The sequence below is a fragment of the Flavobacterium sp. M31R6 genome, assembly GCF_013284035.1.
In the GTDB taxonomy this organism is placed as follows: domain Bacteria; phylum Bacteroidota; class Bacteroidia; order Flavobacteriales; family Flavobacteriaceae; genus Flavobacterium.
In genome coordinates, this window is the sequence record NZ_CP054141.1 from 1914595 (window position 1) to 1932667 (window position 18073).

The window sequence follows — 18073 nt, forward strand, 5'->3', positions numbered from 1 at the left end:
TTAACGTTTTTTGGATACGGTTTCTTTTTTTAAATAGTCGCCTTTGGCGGTCAATTCGGCAATTCTTACAATTACGTTTACTGCCTTTTGCATGCTTTCTACTGGAACATATTCGTATTTTCCGTGAAAATTATGACCACCTGCAAAGATATTTGGACAAGGCAATCCTTTATAGGACAATTGGCATCCGTCAGTTCCTCCTCTAATAGGTTTTATAAGCGGTTTTATACCAAGTTCTCTCATCGCTTTTTCGGCAATAAAGACAATATGTTTGACAGGAAGGACCTTTTCTTTCATATTGTAATATTGATCTTTAATTTCTGCAATTACGATGTCTTCTCTAAATTGTTTGGCAAATCTCCTGTTGAATTTTTTAGTGATTTTGGTAATTAAGTCTTTGCGTTTTTCAAATTTAAATTTGTTATGATCACGAATAATTAATTCCAATACCGTTTCTTCAATGCTTCCCGATAAATGGTGCACATGGAAAAAACCTTCATAGCCTTTAGTTTCCTGAGGAGTTTCGCCTTTCGGCAGTTCGTTGATAAATTCATTGGCAATAAGCATGGAATTGATCATTTTTCCTTTGGCATAGCCAGGGTGAACACTTTTTCCTTTGAAAATAATTTTTGCTCCCGCAGCATTGAAATTTTCATATTCCAATTCACCTACTTGGCTTCCGTCCATCGTATAGGCCCATTCTGCTCCAAATTTTTGAACATCAAAATGATGAGCACCGCGGCCTATTTCTTCATCGGGTGTAAATGCAATTCTGATTTTTCCGTGTTTAATTTCAGGATTATTAATCAGGAATTCCATAGCGGTTACAATTTCGGTAATTCCAGCTTTGTCATCGGCACCGAGAAGCGTTGTTCCGTCTGTGGTGATTAGTGTTTGCCCTTTATATTGTAACAAATCTTTGAAATAGAAAGGGGAGAGGATGATATTTTGTTCAGCATTCAACACAATGTCTTTACCGTCATAATTGGGAACAATTTGTGGTTTTACATTGGCGCCAGTGAAATCAGGGGTAGTATCAAAATGCGAAATGAATCCAATTGTAGGAACTTCATGATCTACATTGCTAGGTAGTGTTGCCATGATGTAGGCTTTGTCATCAATGGTGACATCTTGTAGTCCGATGGTCTTTAATTCTTCAACCAATTTATTGGCTAAATCCCATTGTTTGGCTGTACTGGGTGTGGTGCTTGAACTTGCGTCTGACTCGGTGTCTATAGTTACATAACTTACAAAGCGATCAATAATATTTTGCATGGTATTTGTTTTTGAACAAAGATAAACATTTTTAAAAAAGTGATTGTTGGTTTTGAATGGTCTTGTTGTGATGTGCTTAAATAAAAAAAATCCGTTGCAAAACGGATTTTCATTTAAAATTGGTTATAAGTTAGGTTTGGTTTGGTTTGAGGGGTTAGTTTTATTTTGATGCTTTTTCTGCTGCTATTTTCGCATCGGCGGCTGCTTTTTTTGCAGCTTCAGCTTCAGCTTTTGCCATTTGTTCTTCCAATAGGGTTGATTTTTGCAATGCTAATTTTGCAGACTCTGCTAATTTTTGATCAGCTTCTTCTTTTTCTTTTTTCAGCTTTTCAACATCTTTATATAGCTTTTCTTGAGCTTCTTTAGCTTTTTCTGCTTCTTTTTGGTAGGCAGCTATTTTTTCATTTGATAATTTTTCTGCTTCCTTGGCTGCTTTTGCATCCGCTTCGGCTTTTGCTTTAGCGGCAATCGCTTCTTCTTTGGCTGCTTTTGCATCCGCTTCGGCTTTTGCTTTAGCTTCGATAGCTGCTATTTTTGCTGCTTCTTTGGCCTCAGCCGTAGATTTTTTATCAGCTTCAGCTTTGGCTTTTGCGGCAATCGCTTCTTCTTTGGCTGCGGCTATTTTTGCTTCTTCGGCTGCTTTTTTATCTGCTTCAGCTTTTGCTTTAGCTGCTTTTTCTGCAGCTACTTTGGCCTCGGCTGCTGCTTTTTTTTCTGCTTCAACTTTTGCTAAATATGCTTTTTCCTGATCTTTTAAATCTTGCATTTGTTTTTTAAAATCAATTGGGGCTGCTTCTGTTTTAGCAGTAATTGTAGCGGAACTTTCTGTACCTACAGCTTCATTTTTGGATTCTTGTGCAAAAAAACTTTGGGAAAATGTTAGAAGAACAATGATCAATGGTAATTTTAAATTCATGATTTTGTGGTGTTTGGTTAAATTTTGGATTAGTTTAGGAAAGACAAATATAACTTTTTTTTCATTTTTTTAACTTTTTAGGTAAAAAATATTTTTATTTTTTGTTAAAAGGTGTTTTTATTAATTTCGAGTGTCTTATTTAGAAAATTTAAAAATGATTGCTAATAAAACAAGTGCTTTTTAAACAAAAAAAATCTGCCAGTTACGGCAGATTTTTTTAAGAATTGGAATTTTGATTTATTCCCCTTTTCTAGTGTTTTCTTTACTTTTATCAGTATCCATCATTTCCATCAGCTTTAGGCCTAATAATCCACTCATGGATCCGTCGGTACCATTGCTTCCAGAAATAAGTACATCTGGAATGACTTTGATTTTACCTTTACCAATCTCTTCCGTGATTTTGTATTTTGTAAAGTTATCACCACCCATTGCAGAAACTTGTAGCTGATATGCTTCGGCTGTAGATTTACCAATAGCCATAATTTTTTCGGCTTCGGCAAGACCTGTTTTAGAGATTCTTTCGGCTTCGGCACTGGCAGTAAGTTTGGTAGCTTCGGCTTGAGCGCCTGCTCTTGCTTTTGTGGCTTCGGCTTCTGCATTGGCTCGCATTTTAGTGGCCTCAGCTTCAGCATTTACGTTAAGTTTCAAACTTGTGGCATCTCCTTCGGCTTTTTTAACGGTGGCATCTGCGGTACGTTGCGCAATTTCAACACTTTGGGAAGCTTTTACAATTTCTTTTTGCATATCGGCAATAGCAGTTTCCTTTTCCATTCCTTGGCGTTGTTCCTGCGCCATTTTTTGAGTCTGGTAGGTTTTTTGCTCTTCTTCGGCAATTTTTCTATCAGTCAATGTTTTCATCAATGATTCTGGAGGAACAATATCTCCAATTAAGGTGTCAACAGCATTAACATTGTATTCGTCTAAAACTACTTTGATGTGGTTTTTAGCCGATTCTTGGCGCTCTTTTCTGGTAGAAAGGAATGAAATCACATCACTTTCCTGAGCTGAGTTTCTGAAATAATTTCCAATGGTAGGTTCCAATACTTGAGAAACCAAGTTATTCATGCTTCCAAAACGAGCAATAACTTTTGGTGCTTCGTTCGCCGGTACGTGAATGATTTGCGATACATCAAGGTTAAAGGGAAAACCATCTTTGGAGCGAACCGTAATGGTAGAAAGATTTTGATCTAAGTTGTGAGATTCACTTCTAGCATCAGCCCAGTTCAATACCAAGTTTGTGGTTGGTACTGGTTCTAATTTGGTTGTATATTTGTTAAGAGCATATTTCCCAGGTCCAAAAGGTTCCATCCAAACACCGCGTTGTCCTTTTGAAACGATATTTCCGTGTTTGAAAGTGTCGCCAGTAACATCTTGTCCATCTTCACCAATATAAGAGATTACAACGCCAACATATCCAATAGGGACATCGGTCATAGGGGTTTGTTCAATTTGAACAGCCCATGAGTTGATATAATAGGAACCGGCAAGCATAACTTGTGGTTGCAAACCTCTATTTCCTCCATTTTTTAAGAATTGATCAAAATCCTGAAAGTTATTGTGGCCATCTACAAATTTACCAGCTATTTGTCCAATAGGGATTGGCTCTCCATCCATGGCTGTAACAATTCCGACCATGTTTTCCGAAATGACCACTTGGGGAGAAATGACTACTTCAAATAAATGAGTGTTGATACGATAAGATCCTGTAGTGACAAAGGCAGATTGTCTTCCTTTTTGCCCGCCATTGTCAAGAAACATTGTAGCGTCTTGGAAATTATCAGAGTTTACTTTTTGGGCAAGAATGCGCCCTGTTGGAATTTCGGCACCATCTTTACTCAATAGCAAACCGATATTTCCTTCTGGGATAATAGTGAACGAGGCCATGTCTATCGAAAATTGCCATGGCCACATCGCCCAATACAATCCTGGAGCAAGTGTTTTGGCTTGATAACCCGCTTCTCCTTTGGTTGCGATAATTCTGCCGTCAGGCAATGATTTATCAGCGCCAAAAAGCACGAATTTTTTGGTGACTAAGCCGATTTTGTTTTCTGGAACGATAACCATTCCGAAGAAAACACGTAAAACAAATTTGTAAAAAAGAAAGGATAATACAATTAAGAATATCCACCAGTAGGTAAGAAAAAATGACATATCGGTTAAGGTTTAGATTACAAACATAATTTATTTTTCTTGTAATCTGATTCTTGTTTGAAATTATTTTCCAACTTTTTGAGCATTAAATTTTGAATGCATTTCTTTAGTTTTTTATAGAAATCAGATATGAATTATATTATTGTTAAGTAGAATTTATTGTCTAATTTGCAGTTAATAAGGAATAGATATATGGCATTATTTAATCGATTGAATTTGAAAGCAAAATCTCTAGTCAATACGGGGTTTGGCTCCAGCGCATCCAGTTATGGAGGTCGTTTTATTAATAAGGATGGCTCTGCAAATGCAGTTAAAAAAGGTGTTGGATTTTTGGACAGAATCAGTTGGTACCATACCATGCTGGATATGTCTTCCTGGAAATTTCTTTCGATTCTTTTGTTGTTCTATATTACAATCAATTTTGTATTTGCGTTGCTGTATTTTGGAATCGGAATTGAGCATCTCAACGGGATTCAAACGAACGATGATGTGTGGGTGCAATTTGGGCAGGCTTATTTTTTTAGTGCACAAACGTTTACCACAGTTGGGTATGGACATATCAGTCCAACCGGATTTTACACGAGTGCCTTATCTTCTGCCGAAGCTTTGATGGGATTGTTGAGTTTTGCTATTGCCACAGGTTTGTTTTTTGGAAGATTTAGTAAACCTTCCATTTTTCTGAAATTTTCCCACCATGCTATTATTGCACCTTTTAATGAAGGAAAAGCATTGATGTTTAGGCTCGCTCCTTATAAAAATACCAATTATATTGATGCAGAAGTTAATTTGACACTTGGAATGCGAATCGAGGAGAATGGAGTGATGACGAATAAATTTTACACTTTGGATTTGGAATATCAAAAAATAAATTCGCTGGCACTGAGCTGGACATTGGTTCACCCAATAACCAGTGAAAGCCCTTTATATGGATTGAGAGCTTCGGATTATGAATCTATTTCGGGTGAAATTATAGTGATTATCAAAACATTTGATGATATGTTCAGCACAACGGTGGCGACTCGGACTTCTTATACTTTTGATGAAGTCATTTATGGAGCCAAATTTAAGGCGATGTATTCCCAAAGTGAAAATCATCAAAGTACTGTCTTGGACTTAGGTTTGTTAAGTGACTTTGATATAGTAGTTATAGATTAGTTTGTAGTTTTTCTTGTAAAATACGCACTCCTTCCGAAGCGATATTCGGAATTACTTCAAGGGAGTTTCTAAGATTAGGAATTTTTATGGGTTTTGGATCGATATAATAAATTGGAGTTTTTTTTGGAGTAAAATTAATTAAGCCTGCTGCTGGATAAACCTGTAATGAGGTGCCAATTACTGCAAAGTAATCGGCTTGTTCTGTTATTGTGATGGCTTCTTCTAAAGCAGGAACTTGTTCACCAAACCAAACAATATGGGGACGAAGTTGATTTCCCTGTTGGTCAACATCTCCAAAATTTAAATCGTCATGCCAATCTAAGATGTAGTTTTCGTTTCTGGAACTTCGAACTTTTAATAATTGCCCATGCAAATGGATGATGTTTGTACTTCCGGCACGTTCGTGTAAATCATCCACATTTTGGGTGATGATGTAAACGTCAAAATCATTTTCCAATTCGGCCAAAATATGATGGCCTAAATTGGGCTGTACTTCTTTTAATTGTTGACGTCTTTGGTTATAAAAATCAAGTACCAATGCTGGGTTTTTGTGCCAGCCTTGGGGAGTGGCAACATCCATTACATTATGACCTTCCCATAATCCATCACTATCGCGAAATGTTTTGATACCGCTTTCGGCGCTAATTCCGGCTCCGGTAAGAACCACTAATTTCTTTTTCATCTGTAAAACATTAGATCATAAAACTACTCTTTTTTAGTATTTTTACCAAAAAAATACGTGCAATGATTGATTTGGATTACCTTAATTTTCTTGAAAATATTATAACAGACAACAGGAAAGAAAAATTTTTGAAAGTTTTGAAAGACAGAACAAAACATTTTACAATTGCTGTCGAAGATGTTTTTCAAATGCATAATGCGAGTGCAGTAATGCGCAGTTGTGAGGTTTTTGGTATTCAGGAATTACATGTTATTGAAGAACGTTATGGTAAACGAATCGATAAGGAAATCGCGATGGGTGCCCAAAAATGGGTGGATATTTCTACTTATGACAGTGTTACGAATTGTATCGACACTTTGAAAGATAAAGGATATCAAATCATTGCTACTACACCGCACGAAAATGATTGTTTACTGGAGGATTTTGATATTTCCAAACGCAGTGCGTTGTTTTTTGGTACCGAAAGAGATGGATTGTCGGAAGAGATTCTTCAGAAAGCGGATGGTTTCCTTAAAATTCCGATGGTGGGGTTTACAGAGAGTTTGAACATTTCAGTTTCGGCGGCGATTATTATTCAGAATCTGACTAATCGTTTACGTAATTCCGATGTTGTTTGGGAATTGACTGAAGAAGAGATTTTGGAGAAGAGATTGGATTGGGCCAAGAAGTCAATTAAAGATATCAAGAGGATTCAAGCGAGGTATTTTGAGGAGAATCCCCAGAAATAAATTTCAATAGCAATAGGAAATTTCAATTTCAAAATTTAGAAGACTGTTGTTATTTATAAATATTTCTTATTCTTTTATTGCTATTGCCATTGAAATTGTCATTAAAATTGAAATGTTTTGCGTGAGGGATAGCAGTAAGCTACCGAAGTAGCACGGATAGCCCGACAGCATAAAGGGAAGGGACCAAATCACCGTTTTGCGATGAGTTGGTCCCTTTCCTTTATGGTGGCACGCCCAAATATTATTTAATCATAAATTTGCGTATTGCTAATTATTTTTTCTTCAAGATTTTGTACTGTTCGTAGCAACCGCTTATGGCATCCATGATTTGAAGGTCATTTGCGGATTTGATAAAAGCTTCGGAGTAACTGCAACGGGTTAATATATCAGCAATTTCATCTTGAGAAACACCCAGTAATAATGAAATGGTTTCTCTGTCGTATCTTGTTTCCATAAGGTTTCTTACGGTGTCATCCTTTCGCATCTCTCTAAGTTTTTTGAGCTGCTGTGGCTTTTTGCCAAAGAAATTGTAAAGCATATCTGCGGGGTTGAATATGGAACCCAATACTTTTCCGAATGCCTCGGGTGCGTATTGTCCTGCTTCGTAACCTTGACCTAAGCCAGAGATACTATAGCGATAATCTTCTTTTATTGGGATTAATTTGGAATCAATTTCAAGATAACCAGTTAGGTAATATGGGCTTATCACAACTTCGTGTAGCGGAATTGCTTTTTGGGTAAGTTGGATGGTAGTTTTTTTGTTTTTGACCCAGTCATTGGTAACGCGGACACGTAATGATTCGTAACCAAGAAGAGTTATGTGAAGGGTGTCACTTTGGGTAACAGCCAATTCAAAATAACCTTTGTTGTCTGTAGTGGTTCCTGTAACCTGATTGATGTTGATGATGTTTACACCAGCTAATGGGGTACCGGTGTTGTCGCTGATAATGGTACCAGAGATTTTTGTGGGGGCTTCAGTGATTTGGGCAACTGAACTTATGGAGGTAACTAAAAATAAAAAAAGTACAAAATATTTCATAAACTGGTTTAAAAGTTTAAAAGTAGTAAAACGGTATTAAATATTTTGTTGTTCCATTATAATTATAAGAAAATTAACAAAGTGACAATATTGTTGAGCTAAATCAGTCTGTTTTGGTTGATGAGTTTTTGCCTACTGATGATGTATTATAAAAAAAAATCTCCCGAATGTTCGGGAGATTTATATTTGAATTGCTAATTGTATTAGTCTCTTCTTGGTCTTCTTGGTCTTGAAGAATCACCAAAGCTTTCAGAACGTCTTGGTGCTCTTTCTGATGAACCTTCTCTCGAAGCTCTGTCAGATGAAAAACCACCTTCTCTTCTTGGAGCAGCTGAACTTCTTTCAGATCTGAAACCACCTTCTTTAGGAGCAGAACCTCTGTCGCTTCTAAATCCGCCTGACCCTTCTCTTCTTGGAGCAAAACTTCCTTCTCTTCTTGGGGCAGAACTTCTTCCGGCACCAAATCCGCCACCAGAACTTCTTCCGTTGTGGTCGCGTCTTCCACCGCCGTCATTTTTAGAGATTTCAACATTGATACGACGTCCTTCTAATTGTACGTTGTTCAATATTTCCATTACTTTATCTGTGTGCTCTGGATCTGTGTTGAAGAAAGAGAAACCTTCTTTTACATCTACTTTGAATACATCGTCACGACCTAAGTCTAATGTTTCTTTCAAGTAGTCTTTTAATGACATCCAATCGAAATTGTCTCTAGAACCGATGTTTACAAAGTATCTTGTAGCACCACCGTTGTTGTTTTCTCTCGGAGCTCCGTCTCTATCGTCACGCTCACGTCTTTCTGAACCTGAAGATTGATTAGAGATATCTCTGTTTTTCTTGTAGTAATTGATAAAACGATTAAATTCTACCGATACCATTTTCTTGATTAATTCTTCTTTTGATAAATCTTCAAGTACATTATTGATAGCAGGAAGATAGTTGTCAATTTCGTGATCAACTTCAGTGTCCTTAATCTTAGTTGCTAAGTGTAATAATTGGATTTCGCAGATTTCAATTCCAGAAGGGATTGTTTTTTCTTCGAATTTTTGTTTGATGATTCTTTCGATAGAAGAAATTTTACGCAATTCGCTTTTTGTAACGATTACGATAGAAGTTCCTAATTTACCAGCACGACCAGTACGGCCTGAACGGTGATTGTAAGTTTCGATTTCGTCAGGAAGTTGGTAATTTACTACGTGAGTAATATTATCAACGTCAATTCCACGTGCTGCAACGTCAGTAGCCACAAGCATTTGGATTTGTCTTCCTCTAAAAGATTTCATTACACCATCACGTTGCGCTTGAGATAAATCTCCGTGCAATGCAGCAGCGCTGTATCCGTCTTCGATTAATTTCTCTGCAACCGCTTGTGTGTCACGTTTAGTTCTACAGAAAACTACAGAAAAAATGTCTGGATTAGCATCAGCTAAACGTTTCAAAGCTTCGTAACGGTCACGAGCATTTACTAAGTAAAATTCGTGTGATACGGTAGCTGAACCAGAGTTTTTAGTACCTACTGTAATTTCAATAGGGTCAGTCATGAATTGTTTTCCAATTCTGGCCACTTCAGCAGGCATAGTTGCAGAAAACAACCATGTGCTTTTTTCGTCAGGCGTAGTAGAAAGGATGTTTACGATATCTTCGTAGAAACCCATGTTCAACATTTCGTCTGCTTCGTCAAGAATACAATAGTTAATTTGAGAGATGTTTACCAATCCTCTGTTAATCATATCTTGCATTCTACCCGGAGTCGCTACTATAATTTGTGCGCCTCTTTTAATGTCTCTCGCTTGTTCTGTAATGCTAGCCCCACCGTAAACTGCTACCACATTAATACCTTTTTCGTATTTAGAGTAGTTTTTAAGTTCGTTGGTAATCTGCAAACACAATTCACGTGTTGGAGATAAAATCAATGCTTGCGTATTTCTGTTGTCGGCATCAATTTTCTGAATAACTGGAAAACCAAATGCTGCCGTTTTCCCTGTCCCTGTCTGAGCCAACGCAACTAAATCTGTGTCTTTTTCCAATAATAGGGGAATCGCTTTCTCCTGTACTTCGGTCGGATTCTCAAATCCTAGATCTAAAATCGCCTTCAGTAACGATTCACTCAATCCTAATTGTTCAAATTTATTCATATGTATTTTTAAAATAGGGTGCAAAATTACTGTTTATAATCCATAAAAACTAATGCTATTTTAAGAATTAGGTTTTTATTAGCTTTTGATAATCAGATTATTATACTTTTTAAATTACTTTTTGGATTTTAAAATAGATTTTTCACTGTGAAATTATGTCACGATTCAATAGTTTTTGTTAAAAAAAGAACTTAAAAACTGTTTTTAAGTTGTATAGAATTTAAAAGCAAAATAAATTTTGGACGTTGGAAATGTTTTTTCCTCGTTTTTTGAAGAGTTTCCTCGTTTTTTTATCATTTATTTAAGAATGATATTTTCAAATTGCTCCGAAGTTTCAATATTGATTTATTAATTTTGCCAAAAATTATTTGATTATGCAAACAGCCTCTTTTTCGGGTTTTATAGAAATGGTATTCTATATGATAGCTTTCTATTATATTTTTAAATTTTTGGCCAAGTTATTTTTACCTATAGTAGTAAAAAAGGTAGTGGAAAAAGCTGGACAAAATTTTCAAGAACAGCAACAGCGCGCCCAACAAACAACTTGGAAGAAAACAACCAATAATGATGAAATTATAATCGATACTGCCAATAGTAAAAATCCTCGTGAAACTAAAAAAGTTGGGGATTATGTCGATTATGAAGAGATTGATTAGTGATTTTTGATTTTCGATTAACGATTTTTGATTTTAGATGTGTTGAACCTCCTAAAGAATGCATTTAGTTATTATTGAGTAATCTAAAATCATTGATCATTTATCCTTAATATTGTTAATCTAAAATCTCTCTCGAAAATTCGAAACTAAAATCAGAAATCAAAAATCGTTAGTCCTCAATCTAAAATCTATTTCTATATAATGAAGCAACTTCAAAAGTTCTTTCCGCACGCATTAGCCATACTTGGTTTTGTTATCGTTTCTACACTTTATTTCTTCCCTGTTTTGCAGGGAAAACAAATTTTTCAATCGGATATTGCTCAATACACGGGGATGGCCAAAGAACAAAACGATTTTAGGGCCACACATCATGAAGAACCATATTGGACAAATTCTGCATTCGGAGGAATGCCGACTTATCAATTAGGAGCCAAATATCCTCATGATTATGTTGGTGCTATCGATGACGTATTGCGTTTTTTACCAAGACCCGCGGATTATCTATTCTTATATTTTCTTAGTTTTTACGTTTTGATGTTGGTACTAAAAGCAGATCCGCTTAAAGCCTTTTTTGGTGCCTTGGCTTTTGGTTTTTCCACGTATTTGATTATTATTCTCGGCGTGGGGCACAATGCCAAAGCACATGCAATTGCGTATATGCCAATGGTTGTGGCCGGTTTTGTAATGGTTTTTCAACGGAAATATATTTTGGGAGGGTTGCTTACGATGTTTGCTGTGGCATTGGAAATTAATGCCAATCACTTTCAAATGACCTATTATTTATTGATATTGTTGTTGATTCTTTCAGGGTATTTTATTTATGAGGGAATCAAATCTAAAGAATATAAGTCTTTATTATATTCACTAGGAACACTTATTGGTGCGGGGATTATTGCTATTGGTGCCAATGCAACTAATTTATTGGCAACCGTTGAGTATGCAAACTTTAGTATTCGCGGAAAAAGTGATTTAAGCTTCAATCCAGATGGTTCTAAAAGTACTTCTGATGGTGCAATGACTCGTGATTATATTACGGAATATAGCTATGGTATTGCCGAAAGTTTTAATTTAATCGCCCCTCGATTGTTTGGAGGTTCCAATAATGAAAAAGTAGGTACAGACAGTAGTATGTTTGAGTTTATGATTTCACAAGGAGTGCCAGAAGGACAGGCTACCGATTTTGTAACCGCTATGCCAACCTACTGGGGCGATCAGCCAATTGTATCTGCTCCGGCGTATATAGGTGCAGTGGTTTTCTTTTTGGGAATCTTGGCTTTGTTTATTGATGAACGAAAAATTAAATATGTATTCCTTGGCGGAGCTTTTTTTACCTTAATTCTTTCTTGGGGGAAAAACTTTCCGGCATTGACGGATTTTTGTATCGACCATATTCCTATGTATAATAAGTTTAGAGCGGTATCGTCTATTCAGGTCATTTTGGAATTGTGTTTTCCTGTTTTGGCTATTATGGGCTTGCAATCTTTTTTTAAAGTGGAAAAAGAAAAGCAATTAAAACCATTATTACAATCGGGAGCTATTTGTTTAGGACTTATTATAGTTTTGTTTTTGTGCAAAAGTTTATTCAGCTTTACGGGAGCCAGCGATAGTTATTTAATAGAAAGTTACGGGCCAAGTTTTGTAGATGCTCTTAAAGCAGATCGTAAATCATTATATAGTGCCGACTTATTGCGTTCTGGATTTTTCATTCTGATAGCTGCAGGTACGTTATGGTTGTTTGTAAAAAATAGAATTGCCGCAAAAACTGCCATTATTTTGGTTGGTTTATTTATGGTATCCGACTTATTTTTTGTCGATAAAAATTATGTATCCAACAAAGATTTTATAAATGCCAGAGAAGTTGAAGTTCCTTTTCAGGAAACACCAACAGATACCGAAATCTTAAAAGACCCAACAAATTACCGTGTATTTGATATCCAGGGATTGATGCAGGGAAGAACATCTTATTTTCACAAAGCAATTGGTGGATATAGTGCTGTAAGACCTAAAAGAATGCAACAATTGTTTGATTATCAAATTGCCAAAAATAATTTGGAAATACTCAATATGTTGAATGTTAAATATGTAATTCAAACAGATAAAGAAGGTAAGGAACATCCAATTATCAACCCAGACGCCAATGGAAATGCCTGGTTTGTGAATCAAGTAAATTTGGTTAAGAATTCAGATGAGGAGATGAAAGCTTTGGATAAATTCAATTCGAAAGAAGTAGCTGTTATTAATGAAAATGAATTTTCGAATATCAAAAATAAGGCTTTCGCCAAAGACAGTTCGGCGACCATAATTTTGGATTCGTACTTGCCAAATGATTTAAAATATACTTCAAATAATGCCAAAGAAGGTTTAGCCGTTTTTTCTGAGATGTATTATGAAAAAGGTTGGAAAGCTTTTATCGATGGCAAAGAGACATCAATCATGAGAGCTGATTATACTTTGAGAGCGATAGTGGTTCCAGGAGGAAAACATACTATAGAATTTAAATTTGAACCCCAAGTGGTGAAAACAGGAAGTGCAATAACACTTGTTAGTTGTATTGGAATGTTATTTCTTTTGGTTGGTGGATTGTACTTTGAGAAAAAGAAAAATAGTGAAGTGTAGAGAAGTATTGTAGATATGCATTGCTATGTATATCTGCTATAATCAACAAAAGAAAAAATTGAAACCAGAATTAAAAAAAATCCTCATTATAACATATTATTGGCCACCAGCAGGAGGGCCTGGTGTTCAGCGTTGGCTTAAGTTTGTAAAATATTTGCCTGATTTTGATATTCAGCCAATTGTTTATATTCCTGAGAATCCAACTTATCCAATAGTTGATACTAATTTAGAAAAAGAAGTTTCGGAGAAAGCGATAATTTTAAAGCACAAAATTTTCGAACCATATCAATTGGCAGCTGTTTTTTCTAAGAATAAAACCAAAAAAATTAGTTCGGGTATTATTCCAAATCAGAAGAAGCAAACTTTTCTTGATAAAACGTTATTGTGGATACGAGGAAACTTGTTTATTCCAGATGCACGGGTTTTTTGGGTAAATCCATCGGTTACTTATTTGGAAAAATACATTGCGGAAAATAATATAGATACCATAATTACTTCCGGACCTCCACATAGTTTGCATTTGATAGGTTTGGTTTTAAAACAGAAATTGAAAGTTACTTGGTTTGCTGATTTTCGTGATCCTTGGACAACTATTGGATATCATAAATCATTGCGATTATCCACTAGAGCTGAAAGAAGACACAAAGCACTTGAATATAGAGTTTTGAATACAGCTGATACCATTATTGTTACCAGTAAAACCACCAAAACCGAATTTGAAGCAATAACCAATAAACCAATTGCAGTTATTACCAATGGTTATGATACAGAGTCGATAACAAAAAGTGTTTTGGATTCAAAATTTAGTCTTGCTCATATCGGTTCTTTTCTTTCGGAAAGAAATCCAGCCATATTATGGGAATCTTTGGCTGAGTTATTACAGGAAATCCCAGATTTTAAGTCTCATTTGGAACTAAAATTAATCGGGGCTGTCAGTCAGGAAGTATTGGATACCATTTCGCAGTTTAATTTGGATTCATATCTGAATAGTCTTGGGTATGTTTCCCATTCTGAAGCAGTGGCCCATCAAAGAAATTCTCAGGTTTTATTACTTATCGAAATAAATTCAGAAGAAACGAAAAGTATTATTCCTGGCAAACTATTTGAATATATGGTTTCCAATAGACCAATTATTGCTATTGGTCCAAAAGATTCTGATTTTGCCGAGATAATAACAGGAACAAATACAGGAGTGTTTTTTGAGTATACTGAAAAGGAAAAATTAAAAAACACGATTGTCTCTTATTATAACCAGTTTTTGGAGGGGAAATTACAATCTTATGGTGTAGGTTTGCAAAAATATTCCAGAAAGAATTTGACCAAAGATTTGGTACAATTAATTAATTCAAAGATTTAAGGTTTTCCAACTTTAAACTTTTAAACCTTAAACTTTAAATTCCAATTAATGGGCATAGTATTAAATCAGTCATTAAAAAATACCATAATTACTTATATTGGTTTTGGAATTGGAGCCATTAATACGTTGTATTTATATCCAATTTTTTTGGGTGCAACTTATTATGCTTTGACTAATTATATTCTTTCGGCTGCCAACGTGATTATGCCTTTGTTTGCAATCGGTATGCAAAATACACTGGTGAAATTTTATGCACAATACCAGACAGAGAAGGAACGTTCCCAGTTTTTGTCTTTCACGGTTTTATTTCCGTTGCTGATGTGTATTCCATTGGCTATTATAGGTTTATTTTTCTTTGATGATATCTTAGCTTTCGTTTCAAAGAAAAATCCAGTTGTTAAAACATTTATTTTGCTGATTCCATTCACTGGTTTGTGTATGGCTTATTTCGAGATATTTTATGCATGGGCAAGAGTTCATATGCATTCTGTTTTTGGTAATTTCATAAAGGAAGTGGGCTTGCGTTTGTTTTCATTGATTACTTTAATAGGTGTGTATTATCATTGGATAACTGTAGTGCAGTTTGTTTATGTTACTGCGGGTATATATTTAGTAGCATTGATTGTTACCATGTTTTATGCTTTTTACATAAAAAGACCTGTTTTTCAATTTGTTATTCCGGAAAATGTAAAAGATATTTTGGTTTACACTTTTTATATTATTTTGTCGGGTAGTGTTGCCAATTTATTATTGGATGGAGACAAAATAATGTTAAACCAATATATGAAGATTGAAAACATCGCTTACTATTCGGTTGCTACATATATAGCTTTGGTTATTTCTGTTCCAAGTCGTGCCATGCATCAGATTGTCTATCCGATTACCGCAAAATTGATGCACGAAAATAAACATGATGAATTGAATGCATTGTATAAAAAAACGTCTATCAACTTGCAGATTGTAGGTGGCTTTGTAATGCTTTGTATTTTTGTTAATATCAATCAGTTATATGAATTAGTGCCAAAAGATTACAGTGGCGGAATTACGGTTGTGTTCATGATTGGTTTGTCTAAATATTTTGATTTGATACTGGGGAATAATAACGCGATTATTTTTAATTCAAAGTATTATCGAGCCGTATTGTTTTTGGGTGTTGGATTGGTGGTTTTGACAGTCGTATTAAACATGATTTTTATTCCATTGTTTGGAATTATAGGTTCCGCATTTGCAACTTTATTATCCATTACTTGTTATAGTTTGGCCAAATTGCTTTTTGTTGTAAAACGAATGCATTTGTATCCGTTTACTAAACAAACATTGCATTCTATTGGAATAACGTTTGTGGTGTTTTTATTATTTTATTTTTGGAAGTTTCCAATAAATCCAATTATTGCCATTGGATTAAAATCCATTTTAGTAACTATCGTCTATGTATTTATCAATTATAAGTTTGTTGTTTCGCCAGAAATAAATCAAACTTTGGATAAAGTTCTTTTAAAAATCAGGAGGGAGAAATAGTTTTAATTGGAGATTTAGTACATAAGTTTCTCTGTTTGATATATTTAAAATTTTGTCGCTTAGTTTTTTTTATATTTGTAAGTATAGTTTCTAATGTTAGATACTTTTTTATGAATTAATGGAAAACTTTTAGACGATGATGAATATTAAAACTACACTACTGTATTTATTTCTTGGGTCTTCAATATTGTTGTTTTCCCAAACTCAAAAGAGCAGTAATTCAAACTTAGATGAAAGCAAAACGGGAAGTGTTATACTTCATCAAAATCTTCCCAGTTTAAAAGGTTATCCTATAGCTCCTTTTAGAGACACCTTATTTTTTGTCTATAATAGAATAGGATCTTTTAATGCCGAGAATCGAGCTAATGCCATTACCAGTAGAATAGTATTACTTTACAAAGATCCTTTTTTTAAGAAAGATTCATTACGGCTAAGTAAATCTGATTTCGGTGTCGATATTGTCTATAACAGTGATTTTGTTGTAATGTCGGTTACGGATCTTGACGGAAAAACAATAGGGACCAGTAATTTTGCCTTGGCTCAAAGAAATCTTGCTATTATACAAAAGACCGTGCTTTTTCAAAAAGAGAATAATGCGGTGGAGAGTTTGTTAAAGCGTATTGGGCTTGTATTATTGCTTATTGGGCTGGTAATTGTAATCGTATTTGCCATCAATAAACTATTTAGATGGCTTCGACTTTTTCTTATTAAAAGACAGGATAAGTATTTTTCGGGATTAAAAATAAAGGGGTCTTATGTTTTTTCACCACAAAGACATTTAGAATTCGTTTTAAGGATTGTGACGATGGCTAGAATAGTCGTTTTGATTTTTACATTTTATATTTCTTTACCAGCTATTTTTAGTGTTTTTCCCGAAACAAAAGCCTACGCAAGCACTCTTTTGAAATGGGTTTTTTCGCCAGCCAAAGCTGCGCTGATGGGGTTTCTTGATTTCTTACCAAATTTAATTTCCATACTTGTAATAGTAACATTGTTCCGTTATCTTTTGAAAGCTATTAAGTTTTTTGTCGATGAGATTCAGAAAGGTCAAATTAAAATTGAAGGCTTTTACAGTGATTGGGCAAAACCTACTTTTAACATCATAAAGGTCTTGATTTATGCTTTTATGATAGTCATTATTTTTCCATATTTGCCAGGGTCCAATTCACCTATATTTCAAGGGGTTTCTGTATTTGTTGGTATTTTGTTTTCATTGGGGTCTTCCAATGCAATTGCCAATATGGTAGCGGGATTGGTAATTACGTATATGCGCCCTTTTAAAATAGGTGATTTTATAAAAATAGGCGATGTAAGTGGTACGGTTGTTGAAAAAACGGCTTTGGTAACCCGCGTTCGTACATCAAAACACGAAGATATTACAATTCCCAATGCCACTGTTTTGTCAAGTTCCTCCATTAATTATTCGGCGAATATAGGTGAGAATGGCAATGGATTATTAATTCACACGAAAGTTACTATTGGTTATGACAGCTCATGGAAAGATGTTCATAAAGCGCTTATTGAGGCTGCTTTGAGAACCGATTTACTCGAAAAGGTTCCAGCTCCATTTGTGTTGCAAACCAGTTTAGATGATTTTTATGTTGAGTATGAAATAAACGCCTACACCAAACACCCCAATGAACAGCCTTTGGTTTATTCAAATTTGCACCAAAACATACAGGATTGTTTTAATGAGGCAGGTCTCGAAATAATGTCCCCACATTACAATTCGCATCGCGATGGAAACAGAACAACTATTCCAGATAATTATTTGGATAATGGATATAAGCCTTCTTCATTTAATATAAAAGTTAATAAGTAGTTTTTTTATTACAAATTTGTTAA

13 protein-coding genes are annotated in these 18073 nt (G+C 35.0%); 7 read left to right on the forward strand and 6 right to left on the reverse strand.

The genetic code is table 11. The annotated features are described in order from the left end of the window. From pepT to HQN62_RS07845, 3 genes are all read right to left on the reverse strand, one after another. Complete coding sequence (gene pepT / locus HQN62_RS07835) at positions 1-1275, reverse strand: peptidase T (RefSeq protein WP_173503935.1); 1275 nt, start codon at positions 1273-1275, stop codon at positions 1-3. Between the two features lie 160 nt (positions 1276-1435). Next, positions 1436-2041 carry a hypothetical protein gene (locus HQN62_RS07840; RefSeq protein ID WP_173503936.1) on the reverse strand — a complete coding sequence of 202 codons (606 nt, stop codon included), beginning with the start codon at positions 2039-2041 and terminating at the stop codon, positions 1436-1438. A 387-nt stretch (positions 2042-2428) separates the two neighbouring features. Continuing rightward, positions 2429-4342: an SPFH domain-containing protein gene (locus HQN62_RS07845; protein ID WP_173503937.1), complete on the reverse strand. Its 1914-nt coding sequence runs from the start codon at positions 4340-4342 to the stop codon at positions 2429-2431. Between the two features lie 192 nt (positions 4343-4534). Here HQN62_RS07845 and HQN62_RS07850 point away from each other — a divergent pair, with 192 nt between their 5' ends. After that, positions 4535-5497 (forward strand): ion channel, encoded by a 963-nt coding sequence (locus HQN62_RS07850; RefSeq protein ID WP_173503938.1) that lies wholly within the window; start codon positions 4535-4537, stop codon positions 5495-5497. Here the strand turns inward: HQN62_RS07850 and HQN62_RS07855 are convergent. Next, on the reverse strand, positions 5487-6179 hold the full coding sequence (locus HQN62_RS07855) for an SIR2 family NAD-dependent protein deacylase (protein ID WP_173503939.1): 693 nt from the start codon (positions 6177-6179) through the stop codon (positions 5487-5489). The two genes, HQN62_RS07850 and HQN62_RS07855, sit on opposite strands and share 11 nt — an antisense overlap. Before the next feature lie 62 nt (positions 6180-6241). On the opposite strand from HQN62_RS07855, the gene HQN62_RS07860 reads away from it, so the two are divergent. After that, entirely contained in the window at positions 6242-6907 is a 666-nt protein-coding gene (locus tag HQN62_RS07860) for a TrmH family RNA methyltransferase (RefSeq protein WP_173503940.1), read from the forward strand. A gap of 271 nt (positions 6908-7178) precedes the next feature. Here the strand turns inward: HQN62_RS07860 and HQN62_RS07865 are convergent, their stop codons facing one another. Together HQN62_RS07865 and HQN62_RS07870 are read right to left on the reverse strand one after the other, a co-directional pair. After that, the gene (locus HQN62_RS07865; RefSeq protein ID WP_116795695.1) at positions 7179-7946 is read right to left on the reverse strand and encodes a carboxypeptidase-like regulatory domain-containing protein; all 768 of its coding nucleotides are present in this window, start codon (positions 7944-7946) and stop codon (positions 7179-7181) included. Positions 7947-8149: 203 nt separating this feature from the next. Further along, entirely contained in the window at positions 8150-10081 is a 1932-nt protein-coding gene (locus tag HQN62_RS07870; protein WP_173503941.1) for a DEAD/DEAH box helicase, read from the reverse strand. A gap of 374 nt (positions 10082-10455) precedes the next feature. Here HQN62_RS07870 and HQN62_RS07875 point away from each other — a divergent pair, with 374 nt between their 5' ends. The 5 genes from HQN62_RS07875 (at position 10456) to HQN62_RS07895 (ending at position 18050) form a co-directional block, all read left to right on the forward strand. Then, positions 10456-10737, forward strand: a complete 282-nt coding sequence (locus HQN62_RS07875; RefSeq protein ID WP_116795693.1) for a DUF4834 family protein — start codon at positions 10456-10458, stop codon at positions 10735-10737. Between the two features lie 201 nt (positions 10738-10938). Continuing rightward, positions 10939-13353 (forward strand): YfhO family protein, encoded by a 2415-nt coding sequence (locus HQN62_RS07880; protein ID WP_173503942.1) that lies wholly within the window; start codon positions 10939-10941, stop codon positions 13351-13353. 58 nt (positions 13354-13411) lie between these two features. Further along, on the forward strand, positions 13412-14710 hold the full coding sequence (locus tag HQN62_RS07885) for a glycosyltransferase family 4 protein (RefSeq protein ID WP_254454498.1): 1299 nt from the start codon (positions 13412-13414) through the stop codon (positions 14708-14710). 48 nt (positions 14711-14758) lie between these two features. Then, a complete protein-coding gene (locus HQN62_RS07890) occupies positions 14759-16228 on the forward strand; it encodes an oligosaccharide flippase family protein (RefSeq protein WP_116795690.1) in 1470 nt (489 codons plus the stop codon). A gap of 136 nt (positions 16229-16364) precedes the next feature. Beyond that, the gene (locus tag HQN62_RS07895) at positions 16365-18050 is read left to right on the forward strand and encodes a mechanosensitive ion channel family protein (protein ID WP_254454499.1); all 1686 of its coding nucleotides are present in this window, start codon (positions 16365-16367) and stop codon (positions 18048-18050) included. Positions 18051-18073: the final 23 nt, after the last annotated feature.